10 protein-coding genes and 4 pseudogenes are annotated in these 16,384 nt (G+C 59.7%); 11 read left to right on the forward strand and 3 right to left on the reverse strand.

The features are described from left to right. The coding region (gene repC, locus ACEXP3_RS16045) for a plasmid replication protein RepC (RefSeq protein WP_377298175.1) at window positions 1–880 on the forward strand (880 nt) is incomplete at its 5' end. Between the two features lie 68 nt (window positions 881–948). Here the strand turns inward: repC and ACEXP3_RS16050 are convergent. After that, window positions 949–2,454, reverse strand: a complete 1,506-nt coding sequence (locus ACEXP3_RS16050) for a methyl-accepting chemotaxis protein (RefSeq protein ID WP_377298176.1) — start codon at window positions 2,452–2,454, stop codon at window positions 949–951. A 254-nt stretch (window positions 2,455–2,708) separates the two neighbouring features. Between ACEXP3_RS16050 and ACEXP3_RS16055 the strand changes: the two genes are divergently transcribed. From ACEXP3_RS16055 to ACEXP3_RS16100, 10 genes and pseudogenes are all read left to right on the forward strand, one after another. Continuing rightward, entirely contained in the window at window positions 2,709–3,440 is a 732-nt protein-coding gene (locus tag ACEXP3_RS16055) for a helix-turn-helix transcriptional regulator (protein ID WP_210106082.1), read from the forward strand. 289 nt (window positions 3,441–3,729) lie between these two features. Beyond that, window positions 3,730–5,439 (forward strand): methyl-accepting chemotaxis protein, encoded by a 1,710-nt coding sequence (locus ACEXP3_RS16060; RefSeq protein ID WP_377298177.1) that lies wholly within the window; start codon window positions 3,730–3,732, stop codon window positions 5,437–5,439. A gap of 328 nt (window positions 5,440–5,767) precedes the next feature. Beyond that, window positions 5,768–7,969 carry an ATP-binding protein gene (locus ACEXP3_RS16065; RefSeq protein ID WP_377298178.1) on the forward strand — a complete coding sequence of 734 codons (2,202 nt, stop codon included), beginning with the start codon at window positions 5,768–5,770 and terminating at the stop codon, window positions 7,967–7,969. Further along, window positions 7,962–8,420 (forward strand): response regulator, encoded by a 459-nt coding sequence (locus tag ACEXP3_RS16070; protein ID WP_210106080.1) that lies wholly within the window; start codon window positions 7,962–7,964, stop codon window positions 8,418–8,420. The genes ACEXP3_RS16065 and ACEXP3_RS16070 overlap by 8 nt, the downstream gene beginning before the upstream one ends. Then, window positions 8,407–9,483: a sensor histidine kinase gene (locus ACEXP3_RS16075; protein ID WP_377298179.1), complete on the forward strand. Its 1,077-nt coding sequence runs from the start codon at window positions 8,407–8,409 to the stop codon at window positions 9,481–9,483. Before ACEXP3_RS16070 ends, ACEXP3_RS16075 begins: the two co-directional genes overlap by 14 nt. A 370-nt stretch (window positions 9,484–9,853) precedes the next feature. Continuing rightward, window positions 9,854–10,996, forward strand: a complete 1,143-nt coding sequence (gene gmd, locus ACEXP3_RS16080) for a GDP-mannose 4,6-dehydratase (RefSeq protein ID WP_377298180.1) — start codon at window positions 9,854–9,856, stop codon at window positions 10,994–10,996. Window positions 10,997–10,998: 2 nt separating this feature from the next. Then, window positions 10,999–11,961: a GDP-L-fucose synthase gene (gene fcl / locus ACEXP3_RS16085; protein WP_377298181.1), complete on the forward strand. Its 963-nt coding sequence runs from the start codon at window positions 10,999–11,001 to the stop codon at window positions 11,959–11,961. Between the two features lie 20 nt (window positions 11,962–11,981). Further along, a complete protein-coding gene (locus ACEXP3_RS16090; protein WP_377298182.1) occupies window positions 11,982–13,238 on the forward strand; it encodes a WcaI family glycosyltransferase in 1,257 nt (418 codons plus the stop codon). Between the two features lie 548 nt (window positions 13,239–13,786). Further along, a pseudogene (locus ACEXP3_RS16095) lies at window positions 13,787–14,011 on the forward strand (IS5/IS1182 family transposase); the annotation flags it as partial. A gap of 31 nt (window positions 14,012–14,042) precedes the next feature. Then, window positions 14,043–14,168: pseudogene (locus tag ACEXP3_RS16100) on the forward strand (IS3 family transposase); the annotation flags it as partial. Window positions 14,169–14,212: 44 nt separating this feature from the next. Here the strand turns inward: ACEXP3_RS16100 and ACEXP3_RS16105 are convergent. Continuing rightward, window positions 14,213–15,218, reverse strand: a pseudogene (locus tag ACEXP3_RS16105) (IS30 family transposase). Between the two features lie 239 nt (window positions 15,219–15,457). Then, window positions 15,458–16,311 (reverse strand): annotated as a pseudogene (locus ACEXP3_RS16110) (transposase family protein); the annotation flags it as partial. Between the last annotated feature and the right edge of the window lie 73 nt (window positions 16,312–16,384).

Consider the following 16,384-nt stretch of genomic DNA (forward strand, 5'->3'; position numbering starts at 1 on the left):
CTTTTGCCAGCGCGACGAGCGCGGCGTGGTGGAAAACGCCTTCGGCTTTGATCTCGCACCGCTCGCGCTCGCCGGCGACGAGATCGCAGCCCATGCGGAAGCCGCACGCGATCTGGCGCGACGGATCGCGCGCGTGCGGGCGGAAATCAGCCTGCATCTGCGGGACATCGCAAAGACCATCGAGGCGGCGCTGTCTGAGGCGCGGCGTGGCGACTGGCAGGATTTTGTGCTGAGGCTGGCGAGCCTGTCGGGCAGGGTTGCCCGCAATGGTGCGCTCAGCGACCACCTGAACCGGGCATCCGAGCTTCTGCGGCTGCGTGCAGAGGTGGAAAAAGCCTATCTGGACAGTCTTTCAGAACAAGAAATGAGCGCCAATGAGTCCGTTTCTGAGCGCCACATTCAGAATTCAAATACAGATCCATCCTTTGAATTAGAAGGCCACAGACAAAATGAGAGAGCAGAACCGCAGCGCGCTCTCGATCCGTCTCTCTCAGGGACGACGAAGGGCATTGAGGAAGCGACAGGAAGAAAGGCGGATACAGCAGCGCCGCCGGCTCCGGAGCGCAAGTCGGTGGGCGTCAGCCTGCGGCACTTCCTCGACTGCTGCCCGCAGATTATCGATTATGCCCGCGACGGCATTCGAAGCTGGAAGGATGTGGTGGCAGCGGCCGAGATCGTGCGCTCCATGCTCGGCATCAGTCCGAGCGCCTGGGCCGAGGCGCGCGCCGCCATGGGCGACATCGAGGCGGCCATCACCCTCTCTGCCATATTCGAGCGGGCGGAGGCCATTCGTTCGCCCGGAGGCTATCTGCGGGATCTGACCCGCAAGGCCGAGCGTGGACGGTTTTCGATCCATCCGATGCTGAAGGCGCTGCAATGAAGCTTTGCTTCACGGCAAACAGTCGGATGAGCAGGCCGCTCCCAGGCGTGAGAACGGCCTGTCACCCGTCAGGCCCGCTTGCGCGGGCGCTGCTCCGTGCTCCGGTGCTGGCTCGAACCGCTGGTGCGAAAGCGCGACAGAAGCTCGAAGAGACCGGAGGAAATGCCGACGAGATTTTGCGTTGAGGCGTTTGTTTCTTCCATCAGCGCGGCGTTGCGCTGGGTGATCTGGTCCATGCTGCGCATGGCCGCGTTGATTTCGTCGATGCCCGAGGCCTGCTCCTTGGCGGAACGGGCAATGAGGGCAATATGCTCGCTGATCGCGTTCACCCGGTCGCCGATGGTCACCAGCGCCTCGCCGGTGCGGTTGACGAGGCTGACGCCGCGGTTGACGTCGTTGGAGGACTGGTCGATCAGTGACTTGATCTCGCGCGCCGCATTGGCCGAGCGCTGGGCAAGCTCGCGTACCTCCTGTGCGACGACCGCAAAACCCTTGCCCTGTTCGCCGGCACGGGCGGCTTCCACGCCGGCATTCAGCGCCAGAAGATTGGTCTGGAAGGCGATATCGTCGATGACGCCGATGATCTGCGTCATCTTGCGCGACGAATTCTCGATTTCGCCCATGGCGCTGATCGCCTGCTGGACCACTTCGCCCGAGCGTACGGTCTCTTCGGCCGATTCCTTGACGATTACCTGCACCTCATTGGTGCGCTGCGCCGAATTGGTGGAAATCGTGGTGATTTCTTCAAGCGCCGCGGCCGTCTGTTCAAGAGCGGAGGCCTGCTGCTCGGTGCGTTTGGCCATATCGTCGGTGGAGGATGAAATGCCGCTGACTTCCGCCCGCACCTGCTCGACAGCCGAGCGGATCTCGCTCATGGCGCCGTCCAGTTCGGAGACGGAGAGATTGTAGTTGGCCTTGATCTTTTCGAACTCCGGTGACAGTGCCTGGTGCACCTCGGCCGTGAGGTCGCGTCCGGCCAGGCCGCGCAGCGCCGTATCGAGCGCGTCAAGGGCAACCTGCTGCTCCTCTGTCGCCTTTGCCTTTTCCGCTTCCACCCGCGCCCGCTCGTCGGCCAGCACATCCAGATAGACGGAAATGGCGTAATCCATGTCGAGGAGCGCGGCTTTCACCACGGCGCACAGCTTGTCTTCGGCTGCTTTCGCCTTCTTGTCGACGAAGAAGCCTTTGAGTTCGGAGGCGATGACGGCCTTGATGATGCCTTCGATGATGAGCGCATAGCCGCCGATATACCAGCGCGGCTCAAGCCCGAGGCGGGCATGGGTGCGCCCGACGGCTCCTACGGCATCGACGTAATGCTCGTTGAACTCGCCAGATGCGATGGAGTCCCAATGCTTGATCTGGCGGCCCTTGGCATGCGCGATATGGGCCGGATCGGCAAAGAAGCTCGCCGTATGCGGGTGTTTCTTGGCCTTGTCGTAGAAGGCGTCGAGAGCCGGACCGATCGAGGCGGCAATCATCGGACGCAGTGTTGCCAGCGTGCGGCGCTGGGCTTCATCGAGGCCGATAAAGTCCAGGCGTTCTTTCAGTTGTTGAGTTTTCGCATGTGCTGACATCAAGTTCTCCAGGGGCAAGATCAGTGCATAAGCATGATCGAATGTACCCGCGGAATACTTAATGTCGTCTTAGCGATGGGTGAGACCTTTTCGGGTGCAATCGGGTTGCGCATGCAATAGTATAGTTGTCTTCCCCAGACGCTCTCCCCATAAATCTGTCTATGTGTCAGAATGCGAATCACACGATTTGCCCTGTGCCGCTCTCTTTTTGTTCATGTCTCGATCCTTAAGGTCGAGAAAGCCCAGATTGTCCTATGCTGACCAGACCCATGTTCCGACGCCTCGACGAACTCGATCAATATGTTGACCTTGCCTCCGTCCCCCGCCATCGCTTCATCCAGGGCCATCCGTTCATCGAACGCCTGCGCCGGGCGGTGCCTTTCGACTTTGTGATGGTGAGCGGGCTTGATATCGACAAGTTCCGTTTTGGAACGGCCCAGTCGATTGACACCGACTTTCCCCCGGCCTTTCTGGAGGCCTATTACGAGGAACGCTATCACCTGGCCGATCCCTTCGTGAAACTCTCCAGCGTGTCGGATGGCGTGGTGATCGAAAGCGAGGTTTTGAAGGATGTCCAACTGCCGGCAAGGCTGACCTACCTTCTCGACACCTTCAACGTCAAAAACCGCACCCTGTTTCCCATTCGCCGGGGCGAGACGACCTATGGCTGTGTCGGCTTTACCCGCACGACGCCGTTCCTGCCGGAGGAAGTGCAGTTCTTTGCCGCCATTGCCGAGGCAACGCATGCCGAGATCACCCGTCCGTTGGTCGAGCGGTTTGCCGCCGTCGAGTTGAAGCTGTCGGCCGGCGAACTGATCTGCCTGCGCCTTGCGTCCCGGGGGCTCACCAGCGAGCAGATTGCCCGCGAAAGCGGCTATCAGGTCGATACGGTGAATACCTATATCAAGCACGCCACCCGCAAGATCGGCGCGAGCAACCGCACGCAAGCCATCGCCGAAGGCATCCGTCGCCGCCTGATCGACTAGCGGCGGGCAGGCAGCATTCCGGGACGCAAGACAGAGTCCCGGGGTTGCCCTAAGGGCGGTTTGAACCCACCCTGGTCGGGCGCCTCGTCCGTCGGTTCTAATTTACGCATTGGTAATTTCGGAAGCCTACATAATGGAGCGGTAGCGGCTGTGTTCCGGCCGCCCGGGGCATGAAGCCCAGCACCCACACTTTCCCGATGCATTTCCAGTCCTGCCCTCTCTTCGCAGACGCAGTCTTCCGACGCGGACGATGCGGTGCAAGCTGCGGCAGGCCGGATGGAGACCCCTGATGCCGCTGCCCAACCTGTTGTCATCTGATGCCCGTCGCGTTCTGGAGGCCATGAGCCGTTCGTTTGCAGTGATCGAATTCGATCCGTCCGGCAAGATCCTGTCCGCCAACGAAAATTTCTGCACCGCGCTCGGCTATCGGGCCGACGAGATCATCGGTCGGCACCATAGCCTCTTCGTCGACCCCGCCGAGGCGAGCAGTGACGCCTACCGGCAGTTCTGGGCGGGGCTTGCCGCCGGGCGCTTCGACCAGCGCCAGTACAAGCGCATTGCCAAGGGCGGCCGCGAGATCTGGATCGAAGCCTCCTACAACCCGATCGTGAAGAACGGCCGGGTCTACAAGGTGGTGAAATTTGCAACCGACATTACCGCCATCAAGCTGGCGGCGGCGGAAAATGCCGGCAAGCTCGCCGCCCTGTCGCGCGCCCAGGCGGTCATCGAGTTCACGCCGGACGGAAAGATCCTTGCTGCAAACGAAAATTTCCTGTCGGCCATGGGCTATGAACTCCCGGATATCGTCGGGCGCCATCATTCCATGTTCTGCGACCAGCGCTTTGTCGAGACACCGGAATATCGCAAACTGTGGCAGGACGTGAAAAGCGGCGCTTTCGTCGGCGGCGAGTTCATGCGACTGGCCCGCGGCGGCACGCCGGTTTACATCCAGGCCTCCTACAATCCCATCATCGACATGGACGGCAAGGTCTTCAAGGTGGTGAAGTTCGCAACCGACGTGACGGCCCGCGTCAACAATGTCGAAACGCTCGGCGCCTGCCTCAAGGGCATGGCGGGCGGCGATCTGTCGTCCCGCATCGACCAGCCATTCATCGCCTCGCTGGAGCCGCTGCGCGTCGATTATAATGAGGCCTGTGCCCGGCTTCGCGATGCCCTGTCGGCGGTGTCGCGCAATGCGGCAGCCATTGCTGCCGGCGCCGATGAGGTGCATGGCGCCGTCGATGCCCTTTCGCGCCGCACCGAACAGCAGGCGACCTCCGTTGAGGAGGCCGTCGCAGCCCTTGGGCAGATTACGACGACGGTCGGCGATTCCAGCAGGCGCGCCCATGAAGCGGGCGTTCTTGTGGAAAGCACCCGCAGCGAAGCGGAACAATCCGGCCTCGTCGTGCGCCAGGCCATCGATGCCATGGGACTGATTGCCGCCTCTTCCGGAGAGATTTCCTCGATTATCGGCGTGATCGATGAAATTGCCTTCCAGACCAATCTTCTGGCGCTGAATGCCGGCGTGGAAGCCGCTCGTGCGGGGGAGGCCGGCAAGGGTTTTGCGGTGGTCGCCCAGGAAGTGCGCGAGCTTGCGCAGCGCTCGGCAAAGGCTGCCAAGGAGATCAAGAGCCTCATCAATACCTCGGCCGGCCAGGTGCAGAAGGGCGTCGAACTGGTGGCGCAGACCGGCGACGCGCTCGAAGAGATCGTGGCGCGCGTGCGCGAGATTTCGTCCAATGTCGCAGCAATCGTCGAGACCTCGCGGGCGCAGTCGATGGGGTTGGGCGAGATCAATCAGGCGGTCAATACCATCGATCTCGGCACACAGCAGAATGCCGCCATGGTGGAGGAATCGAACGCGGCAAGCCATGCCTTGGCACAGGAGGCAAGCGAACTCTTCCAGCTGACATCGCGCTTCCGGCTGGGCAGCGAGGCAGAGGGGGCACGAGACAATCGACCGGCGATGCGCACGGCAGCGGTCAGGGCGCGCCGATAAGTACCGGGCGTCTGAACGTCGCTGGATCCGCAGTTCAGCGTCTTTTCGGGAGGGGGTGGGTCGAAGAGGACGCTCCTCTCTCGGCCGCTCCACCCGTTATGCGCAAGTCTTCGGTGCGCGGTTCGCGGGCTGGTCGCAGACATGGCCGTGCCGCGATAGAATCTTGCCAAACTAAATCACCTTCCGGCGTTTACATTCGCCGGCGCGCGACTATGTCTCCCGATGAAATCGTCGGCCTCGACGCATCACGCCCTTTCTCCCCGGCAGAACCACAGCCCGCGGGGGCGGGGCGGCGTGGCAGGCCTTGCATGACAGTCGGAGATCTCTTTTGACCCCATCGGACCTGGATCTGGAAGCCTGCGCGCGTGAGCCGATCCGCGTTCCGGGTGCCATTCAGCCGCATGGCGCGCTCTTCGTGCTGCGTCCGCAGGATCAGGTGGTGGTGCAGGTCAGTGCCAACCTTTCGGATTATCTGCAGGATGACGTCGTGCTTGGTCAGTGCCCGTCGGCGGCGCTGGAGGCGACGATGACGGCGTTGCTGAACTGGCATGCCGGCCGTCAGGCCTTTTTCCAGACACGGCTTGCCGGGCAGGGACTGACGCTTCTCGCCCACCGCGCCGGGCCGCTCATTGTCTGCGAGGTGGAGCCTGGCGGGCCAGAGCAGATGGACGAGGTGTTTGGCCAGTTGCGCAGCTTCGTCCAGAAACTGTCCGACGAAACCGATATTTCCCGCTCGCTTGTGCTGATGACGCAGTTCATTGCGGAGCTTACCGGTTTCGACCGGGTTCTGCTTTACCGCTTCGATGAGGAGTGGAACGGTCAGGTGGTGGCCGAAAGTGGCAATGGACGTCTGCCATCTTATCTTGGCCTGCGGTTTCCGGCGAGCGATATCCCGGCTCAGGCCCGGGCGCTCTACGCCTCCAACCGCTTGCGCATTATTCCGGATGTGAATTACACGGCCGTGCCGCTGGTGCCGCCGCACAATCCCCAGACCGGCGAGCCGCTTGACATGAGCTTTGCCCAGCTGCGCAGCGTATCGCCGGTGCATCTGGAATATATGCGCAACATGGGCACGGGCGCTTCCATGTCCGTGTCGATCATGATCGACGGTGGGCTGTGGGGATTGATCTCCTGCCACAGCGCCGGCGCCCATACCGTGTCGCATGCGCTGCGCGAAACCTGCGATTTCGCAGCCCAGACGCTTGCGATGCGCATCGGATCGCTGGCGCGCGCCGAGGATGCGGCGCGCCGGGTTGAACTGTCGCAGGTGACGACCCGGCTGCTGTCGGCGATGTCGGCCGAGAACGACTGGCTGGACGGCCTGGTCTCCCAAGGTGAGGGGCTGCTCGAGCAGGTGACGGCCACCGGCGCCTGCGTGATCACGCCGACCGAGCTTCGCAGCTTCGGCATCACGCCCGCAGAAGAGGATTTGCGCCGGCTCGTTTCCTTTCTGGAAGCCCGCCCGGAGGGACGCGACCTGTTTGCGACCCAGTCGCTCGCCGCAGACTATCCGGCAGGCGAAGCCTTTGGCGCCATTGCAAGCGGCGTGCTTGCCATCGGCATATCGGAACTGCATGCGAGCTGGCTGATCTGGTTTCGGCCGGAACTGGTGCGCACGGTGCAATGGGGCGGCAACCCGCACAAGCGGGTGGGCGAAAGCGGCCGCATCCATCCGCGCAAATCCTTCGATGCCTGGCGGGAACTGGTGCGCCTGCAGGCCGAGCCCTGGAACGAGGCCGAGCTTGCGGCGGCCCGCAACCTGCGCGCCGCGATCGTCGGCGTGGTGCTGCGCAAGGCGGAGGAGATGGCGCAGCTTTCGAGCGACCTGCAGCGCTCGAACAAGGAACTGGAAGCCTTTTCCTATTCGGTCTCGCATGATCTTCGCGCACCCTTCCGCCACATCGTCGGTTTTGCCGAGCTGCTGCGCGAGCGCGAAACGACGCTGGACGACAAGTCACGGCATTACCTGCAGACCATTTCGGAAGCGGCCATTTCCGCTGGCCGGCTGGTGGATGACCTTCTGAGCTTTTCCCAGCTCGGCCGCGCCTCAATCGTGCCCAAGCCGATGGACATGAACAAGCTGGTGGCGGACGTCATCAAGTCGGTCAGCCTGGGCAATGGCGGGCGACGGATCGAGTGGTCGGTATCCGACCTGCCGCCGGCGCTCGGCGACGTCACGCTCATTCGCCAGGTGTGGTTCAACCTCATCGACAACGCCGTCAAATACACCCAGCCGCGGTCGGTTGCGACGATTGCCATCCGCGGCTATGTCCGGGACGAGATGACGATCTACAGCGTCTCTGACAATGGCGTTGGTTTCGACATGGCTTATGTGGGCAAGCTGTTCGGCGTGTTCCAGCGTCTTCAGCGGGCCGAGGATTTTGAAGGAACGGGCATCGGCCTTGCGCTGGTGCGCCGTATCATTGAACGTCACAATGGAAGCATCGAGGCGGAAGGAGAGGTGGATGAGGGCGCCACCTTCACCTTCTATCTGCCGAACGAGATGAGGAAAGGTCGCGCCATTGCCTGAATTGCGTCCCATATTGCTGGTCGAGGACAGTCCCCGCGATCTCGAGCTGACGCTTGCCGCGCTGGAAAAGTGTCAGCTCGCCAATGAGATCGTCATTGCGCGCGATGGTGCCGAAGCCATGGATTACCTGCGGCGCACCGGCACGCACGGCAACCGCATGCAGGGCGATCCGGCCGTCGTGCTTCTCGACCTGAAGCTTCCCAAGATGGACGGGCTGGAGGTGCTGGAACAGGTCAAGAGAAGCCCGCAGCTTCGCCATATCCCGATCGTGATGCTCACCTCCTCGCGCGAGGAGCAGGATCTGGTGAAGAGCTACGAGCTCGGCGTCAACGCCTTCGTGGTCAAGCCCGTCGAGTTCACCGAATTCTTCAAGGCCATTCAGGACCTCGGCGTCTTCTGGGCGCTGCTCAACGAACCGCCACCGGGAAATCTCCGTAATGCCAAGGTCTGATCACGCTGCCCGAATCCTTCTGCTTGAAGACAGCGCGCTGGATGCCGAACTGATTCGCGAACACCTGGAGCGGATGGAACCGCTGCCTGCCATTCATCGGGCGGCACGCCGCGCCGATTATGTGGAAGCGCTCTCCACCATGGAGTTCGATGTCATCCTGGCGGATTACTCGCTGCCCGATTTCGACGGCATGGCGGCGCTGGAGCTCGCCCATGAGCGTGTGCCGGAAATTCCCTTCATCTTCGTGTCCGGCGTGCTTGGCGAAGAGGCGGCCATCGAGAGCTTTCGCCGGGGAGCGACCGATTATGTGCTGAAGCAGAGGCTCATCCGGCTTGCGGCAGCCGTCGAGCGGGCGCTGTCGGAAGCGCGTGAACGCGCCGAACGCCGGCGCGTGGAAGAACACCGCGAGCTTCTGGTGCGCGAACTCAGCCACCGCGTGAAGAATACCATGGCGATGGTGATGTCGATCGTGCGGCGCACGGCGCGGACGGCCCATACGATCGACGATTATGTCGAAAACCTTATGGGGCGCCTGCGCGCCATGGCCGACGCCCATGCACTTCTGTTTGAAACCAACTGGAACGAGGCCGACCTCAACGACATGATCGTGCGCACGGCCGCCGCCTACCGGCTGGACGGCGGCCGCATCGAGATGGTGCCCGGGCCCTTGACCCTGCTTGACCCGCGCGCGGCACTTTCCGTGTCGCTGGTGCTCAACGAGTTGATGACCAATGCCGTGAAATACGGCGCGCTGAGCAATCATGAGGGCCATGTGCGCATCGGCTGGTCGCAGGAGACGGATGCAAAGGGTAAACCGATGCTCTCGCTTGCCTGGTGCGAAACCGGCGGGCCTGCGGTCACGCCGCCGCACGACAAGGGCTTCGGCATGACGCTGATCCAGCGCACGATCGAATACGAACTCTTAGGCACCGTGTTGATTTCTTATCCGCAGACCGGCCTGGTCTGCGATATCAGTTTCCCCTTGGAAAGCACCGGCGAACCCATTCTCGGGCCCGCCATGGCCGCTGAAGCCCCTGACGGCATCCGGGACGGGCGCTCCTGAGGGCGAACGGCCGGTCGCACCCTCTTTATCGGCTTACGCATTTTCAGGTTGTTTCGGGCCCCCGCGTGCGTCTCAAGGACGCGCGGCAGGGCTCAGTTTTGCGCGCCTACCCGAGGCGGCAGGGCCTCCATTTCATCCGCCGATTGCGTGAAATCCTGTACATGACGATGCTGCGGTTGCCGATGCGCCTATATTGAGCTTTTGCAACACTGGCCGGACAGTTAACTGCGATAGAAATATATTGTTGCCATGCAGCAAAGCGTACTTTACTAAAATTCGCAGACGATTGGACCAGTAAACAGAATTCGTTTGGGCAAAGCGAACGTGACTTTGACCATCGTTATTGGCATGAATTTTATTCGGGGATGCTATGACCTTTAATGCTGCTGGCAACGGTAAAGTTGCGCTTATCACCGGTGTAACCGGCCAGGATGGTTCCTATCTTGCGGAATTGCTTCTCGAAAAGGGGTATGAAGTCCACGGCATCAAGCGGCGGGCATCCCTCTTCAACACGGCGCGCGTCGATCATATCTACGAAGATCCGCATGTCAGCAATTCGCGCTTCAAACTCCATTACGGCGACCTGTCCGATACGTCGAACCTCACGCGCATCATTCGCGACATCGAGCCGGACGAGGTCTACAACCTCGGTGCCCAGTCGCATGTGGCCGTAAGCTTCGAGGCACCGGAATACACCGCCGATGTCGACGCGATCGGCACGCTTCGCCTGCTGGAGGCGATCCGCTTCCTCGGTCTTGAGAAGAAGTCGCGCTTCTACCAGGCTTCCACGTCGGAGCTGTACGGCCTGGTCCAGGAAATTCCGCAGCGTGAGACGACGCCCTTCTACCCGCGTTCGCCTTATGCCGTCGCCAAGCTTTACGCCTACTGGATCACGGTCAACTACCGCGAAGCCTATGGCATGTATGCCTGCAACGGCGTGCTGTTCAACCACGAGTCGCCGCGCCGCGGCGAAACCTTCGTGACGCGCAAGATCACGCGCGGGATGGCCAATATCGCGCTCGGTCTGGAATCCTGCCTGTTCATGGGCAACATCGATTCCCTTCGCGACTGGGGTCATGCCAAGGATTACGTGCGCATGCAGTGGATGATGCTGCAGCAGGACGAGCCGGATGATTTCGTCATCTCCACCGGTCTTCAGTATTCGGTACGCGAATTCATCCAATGGAGCGCCAACGAACTCGGCGTGACGCTGGAGTTCACCGGGTCGGGCGTCGATGAGATCGCAACCGTCGTTGCCATTACCGGCGATCTGGCGCCGGCGATGAAGGTTGGCGATGTCGTGATGCGGATCGACCCGCGCTACTTCCGCCCGGCGGAAGTGGAAACGCTGCTCGGCAGTTCGGAAAAAGCCAAGCAGAAGCTCGGCTGGGTTCCCGAAATCACCGCGCAGGAGATGTGCGCGGAAATGGTGGCGGAAGATCACAAGTCGGCACGTCGTCATGCGCTCCTGAAGCAGCATGGCCTCAGCCTGCCTGTAAGCCTGGAGGGCTGATCATGGCTTACGACCTGAAGGGCAAAAAGGTCTATGTGGCCGGTCACCGCGGGATGGTCGGTTCGGCGATCGTTCGCCGGCTGGCGTCGGAGGGCTGCGAGGTGCTGACCGCATCGCGCACTGAAGCGGACCTGACGCGTCAGGTCGAGGTGGAAGCCTGGATGGAGAGGAACCGTCCGGACGCGGTCTTCCTTGCCGCTGCAAAGGTCGGCGGCATCCTGGCAAACGACACCTATCCGGCCGATTTTCTCTACGAGAACATGATCCTCGAAGCCAATATCATCCATGCCGCCCACAAGGTCGGCGTGGAAAAGCTTCTGTTCCTCGGGTCTTCCTGCATCTATCCGAAATTTGCGGACCAGCCGATCACCGAGGATGCGCTGCTGACCGGGCCGCTTGAGCCGACGAATGAATGGTATGCGATCGCCAAGATTGCCGGCATCAAGCTTTGCCAGGCCTATCGCAAGCAGCATCGCCATGATTACATCTCGGCCATGCCGACCAATCTCTACGGCCCCGGCGACAATTTCGACCTGAATTCGAGCCATGTCATGCCGGCCCTGATCCGCAAGGCGCATGACGCCAAGACCCAAGGCAAGCCGAACGTCGTGGTCTGGGGCACGGGCACGCCGCGCCGCGAATTCCTGCATGTCGACGATTGCGCCGATGCCTGCGTGCATCTGATGAAGACCTATTCGGCCGACACCCATGTGAATGTCGGCTATGGCGACGACGTCACCATTCTGGAACTGACGCAGATGGTCTGCCGGGTCGTCGGCTTTGAAGGCGAGATCATCAACGATCTGTCGAAGCCCGACGGCACGCCGCGCAAGCTGATGAGCGCAGACAAGCTGCGCGGCCTCGGCTGGACGCCGAAGATCGGCCTCGAAGACGGTATCCGCAGCGCCTATGCGGCCTTTTTGAGCGGCCAGTATGCTGAACGTCGGCAGGGAACGGCTGCATGACAACGGTTCTGCTTGATGGGGTGGATGCGCAGGTCGAGTCACAGACGGCGTCTGTCACGAACAAGCGCATCCTGATCTACGGGATGAACTATGCGCCGGAACTGGCCGGCGTCGGAAAATATACCGGTGAGATCGCTGAATATCTCGCAGCCGAAGGTGCCGATGTCACCGTAGTAAGCACACCGCCACATTATCCCGGCTGGGCCGTCCAGAAGGGCTATCGGAACGGCTATTCAACCGTGAAGGAGAACGGCGTCCACGTGCTTCGCACGCCACTTCTGTTGCGTCGCAAGATGAAGGGTGTATGGCGGTTGCTGGCGCCCTTGAGCTTTGCCGCAAGCTCTGCCCCCGTCGTGTTCTGGCAGATCTTGCGTCGCCGGCCTGAAGCCGTCTTCTGCGTGGAGCCAACCCTATTTGCCGCACCCGTCGCCCAGCTCGCAGCCAAGCTTGTCGGGGCGCGCACCGTTCTGCATGTGCAGGATCTGGAAGTGGACGCAGCCTTTGCCGTCGGCCATCTCGGCGCGCTCGGCTTCCTGAAGAAGCTCGGCTTCGCCTTCGAGCGCTTCACGCTCAAACGTTTTGACAAGGTCATCACCATTTCCAACCGCATGGCGGACAAGCTGGTGGAAAAGGGCGTGAAGCCTCAAAATATGGCGCTGGTGCGCAACTGGGTCGATCTCTCGCATATCTACCCGATGACGGAAGAAAGTCCGTACCGCGCCGAGCTTGGGTTCACAAAAAGCGATTTTGTCGTGCTATATTCCGGCAATATCGGCGCCAAGCAGGGCCTGACTGTTCTTTTGGATGCTGCAGAGAAGCTGAAGGGCGAAGCGAACATCCACTTTGTCATCGCCGGCGAGGGACCTTTGAAGGACGAACTGCAGGCGCGTTATGGCACTTTGCCTAATTTGCGGTTCCTGCCCTTCCAGCCTTACGCCCGTCTCAACGAATTTCTCAACATGGCCGACCTGCATGCCCTGCCGCAGGACAAAGGCGCCGCCGATCTGGTGTTGCCGTCCAAGCTCGGTGGGATGTTGGCCTGCGGCAAGCCGGTTCTCGTGACAGCCGATGATGGAACCGAACTGGCGGAGTTTGCGCGGGGCGTTGCCATTGTTGTCCCGCCGGGAGATTTTGATCGACTTGCACATGCGATTCATGAATGCTACAAGAAGTGTGAAAAGACTGATTGCAGGTGCCCGCCTAGGTTTTTGGCTTCGCTTTCCAAGACTTCATGCGTGGCGGCAATCAAAATTTCCTTGCAGCATGGGATGAAATAATGAATATTTAATTCACATGAAATATAGACAAGATTTAATTTCTTAATTTGATTTTGGCGAAGTGAATTTTAAATTTATTTGATAAATAAATTTTGGATACTATAAAAATTAATATATATTTATTTATGTTCTGAAATTTTCGTAAATTATCCATCATGAAAATTTGATTTGCATATGGAAACTATAGCGCTCAGAGTGTGCGTTTTGGTAGTTGTTTGGTGCGCTTAATAGTTGAATTTTTATAACTGTTTATGCCAATTAAGTGCAGAAGAGATGGTCCTCGTCAAGGAGGCGGCAGCCTATTTTGGGCCCACAGAATTTACAGTGCAGCATCGAGAATTACATGATTGCGTTTGGGCTCCTACTGCCATTGCATAGCTGGCGCACGTGTTTATTGCGTGTGTTTGGAGAACGAATGCATCGAACTGCAAAAGGTCTACCCTACGCGTTGCCTGCGCTTGGTTGCCCCAACACGCTACTGAAAAATAGCTCTCTTCACCGAAGCTGGGCGAGGTTCATTGAATCCGACGGAATTCGGAGGCGATTGAATGGGCGGTGGTGATGTGAGGACAGGTGTGCTTTTCAGCTATGTCGATCTTGAGGATCGGGTGCGGCGGAAGAATCCGCGGCCCGTGATCCGGGTGATTGTAAACGAGGCGCTTGGTTCGCTTGAAGCAGAATTTGCGGCTCTCTATTTGCCGATCGGCTTATCGTAGATCGCGCTGGAGAAGCTGTTGCGTGCGATGTTGCTTCAGGGCTTTTATTCGATACGTTAGGAACGGCTTTTGATGGAATGTCTGGAGCCGCTATAGGTCCTGCCGACCGCGAGAGGCCGAGCTGCGAATGAAGCTGCGCGACCTCGCCAACCAGCGAGGGCGTTTCGAGTATCGGCGGCTGTTCATCGTGCTCAGGCGGGAGAGAGAACGATCCGCCTGTCAGTTCATGCTGAAGTGCGCCTTGCGGGCAGGGTGAAGCTAATTGGCATGCCTCACTTGAGCGAGTAGTTTCTTGCGCAAGGCTTTTGCTGGGGTTCGATAGCCAAAGCATTTGCGCGGCATGCTGTTGAGCCGGTTGCAGATTTCGACCAGATCGGTATCGCTGATGGATAGTGGATCGACTTCCCTCAAAAGCCATTTCCTGGCTCGACCGTTGGTGTTCTCGACTGTGCCTTTCTGCAAGGGCGACTGCGGGTCGCAGAACCAGGTCTGCGTGCCGATGCCTGCCTGGAGATAGGCCAGTCGGTGAACTCCGTGCCTCGGTCGAAGGTAATCGATTGACGGGCAAGGTGAGGGAGAGCCTGAAGGACCCGTATGAGATCGTTCATGACAGGTCGGGATTGGCGATCGTTGTTGCGCAGGAAGATGGCAAAGCGGCTGACCCGCTCAACAAGCGACGTGACGTTGGCCTTTCCGAACTTCTTACAAAACTGGATCAGCGCGTTCCCAGTGTCGAACTACTTGCGATCAGCGACGATGTCCGGTCGGCGCAAAATGTTCAGATCCGGGCTAATCGTTGGCCGTGCTTGCGTCTTGCATTCCGTGGTCTGCGTCTGGCTCAATGTTCGGGAAGATGACGCCACAGCTTGATGGCCTGACCATCCGCCGTATAGGCGAACTTATCGATCGTTTCGTGGCTAACCGAGATCGAGTGCCGTTCCAAGCGCATCCGGCCAGCGATTTTCTGCGGTGACCAACCGTGCATGATCCGGTCGATAACGGAACGCTTCACGCTCCAGAACCGCACCAGCTTCCTCAGCTTGGCTCGCCGTTCGCAGACCATGTCGTGCGCCGTGACGCAGTCGTAATCCTTGAGATCCGGGACGACCTTATCGACAAATATGTTGCGCTTGATCTCGCAAAAGATCGTTGAGCGATGTCGACCAAGCATCTCGACGATCACTGCAACACTTGGACCCATCGTTCTCCAGCGGGAAATCCTGCGACGTTCATCAAGGTCAATATGGGAGTAGGTGCGTTCCATTGCATTCTTCTTGCGAGTGACAACCCATTGGTATCATTCGCACGTCGCACTCGGAAATAGAATGTACCCTTAGTGGCAACGTGTCAAAGCTGAATAGGGTTGCGCCGCTGCCAGCCAGTTAGAAACACGACACTGGCACTGCCGATTAGCCCCGATCTGAGCGGCAGATCCGCTTGCAAGATCAGATCGGGGCGGGTGGGCCGCACCTCTTCGGCTTTTAGCCTTGCGACCGGCTAACGTCATTCTGCGGCCTCCATGCGCGCCAAAGCCTTCTTCCTTTTGGCGATGACTTCCGGATCCTTCATGAAATCCGTCCGACGGCCGGGCTTGCGGCCACGCTTCTGGTAACCGTTGGCAGTGCTGCCGTCCCGAATGCCAAACATCTGATCTTTCTGACCCGTCCGAGATGGGCCGCTTTTGCTACGCTCAAGTTCGCGCCCAGCCTGCATCTCGGCAACGATCGACAGCATGTCATCCAGCCGCTTGTTGTCGACGACCTCCGCTCGATGCACAGACCGCAACTTGTCGAAAGTTCTGTAGGGCAGGGAAAAGCTCTGATGCATCATCTCCAGCCTGCCATCCGGGTAATCACAGACGACGACCTTCTGCCCGGCCAGCGGCTGCGAGATCTCGGTCGGATCGAGAATGAACAACACCTTGTCGTAACGTAGCGTCAGAGACTGCGACAGGGTGCGGACTTCCTTGCGGCACATGGCACCGTCCAGGTTCTCATGAGCAGCGAGAGGCCGATGCATGTCTTTCGGATTGCGCGGCAACTTGCCAAATCGCTTATTGAAGTCTTCAATAAACTCAGCTGCATAGGCATTGGCGGCATCAATTGTGCTGATGCCCCGCAGTCGCATCTCTTTCACCAGGCGATCCTGCAGCGTCTGATTGGCACGCTCGACCCGGCCTTTAGCCTGGGGTGTGTTGGCGCAGATGATGTCGATGTTCAGTTCATAAAGCGCACGACCGAATTGTGTCAGACCGCTCGTCCTGTCCGTCTTCGAAGCATGGGTCGACCGGAAACACCATGCTTGTCGCTGTAGAAAGCAAGCGGCTTACCTCATTGCTGCAGATAGGCCTTCGCTGCTGGTTCCAGCTTGAATGCAACGCGACTTCGAAAGCTACAAGCATTGCCCTTCCAGAGCCAATAGATGTCTGCT

The sequence above is a fragment of the Neorhizobium fuzhouense genome, from assembly GCF_042611105.1.
GTDB classification, from domain to species: Bacteria; Pseudomonadota; Alphaproteobacteria; order Rhizobiales; family Rhizobiaceae; genus Neorhizobium; species Neorhizobium galegae_A.

What these genes read in the sequence shown, in the direction of transcription:
- ACEXP3_RS16050 (WP_377298176.1), bottom strand. Translation starts at nt 2,454, where the DNA reads ATGTCAGCACATGCGAAAACTCAACAACTGAAAGAACGCCTGGACTTT.
- ACEXP3_RS16055 (WP_210106082.1), top strand. Translation starts at nt 2,709, where the DNA reads ATGCTGACCAGACCCATGTTCCGACGCCTCGACGAACTCGATCAATAT.
- ACEXP3_RS16060 (WP_377298177.1), top strand. Translation starts at nt 3,730, where the DNA reads ATGCCGCTGCCCAACCTGTTGTCATCTGATGCCCGTCGCGTTCTGGAG.
- ACEXP3_RS16075 (WP_377298179.1), top strand. Translation starts at nt 8,407, where the DNA reads ATGCCAAGGTCTGATCACGCTGCCCGAATCCTTCTGCTTGAAGACAGC.
- gmd (WP_377298180.1), top strand. Translation starts at nt 9,854, where the DNA reads ATGACCTTTAATGCTGCTGGCAACGGTAAAGTTGCGCTTATCACCGGT.
- fcl (WP_377298181.1), top strand. Translation starts at nt 10,999, where the DNA reads ATGGCTTACGACCTGAAGGGCAAAAAGGTCTATGTGGCCGGTCACCGC.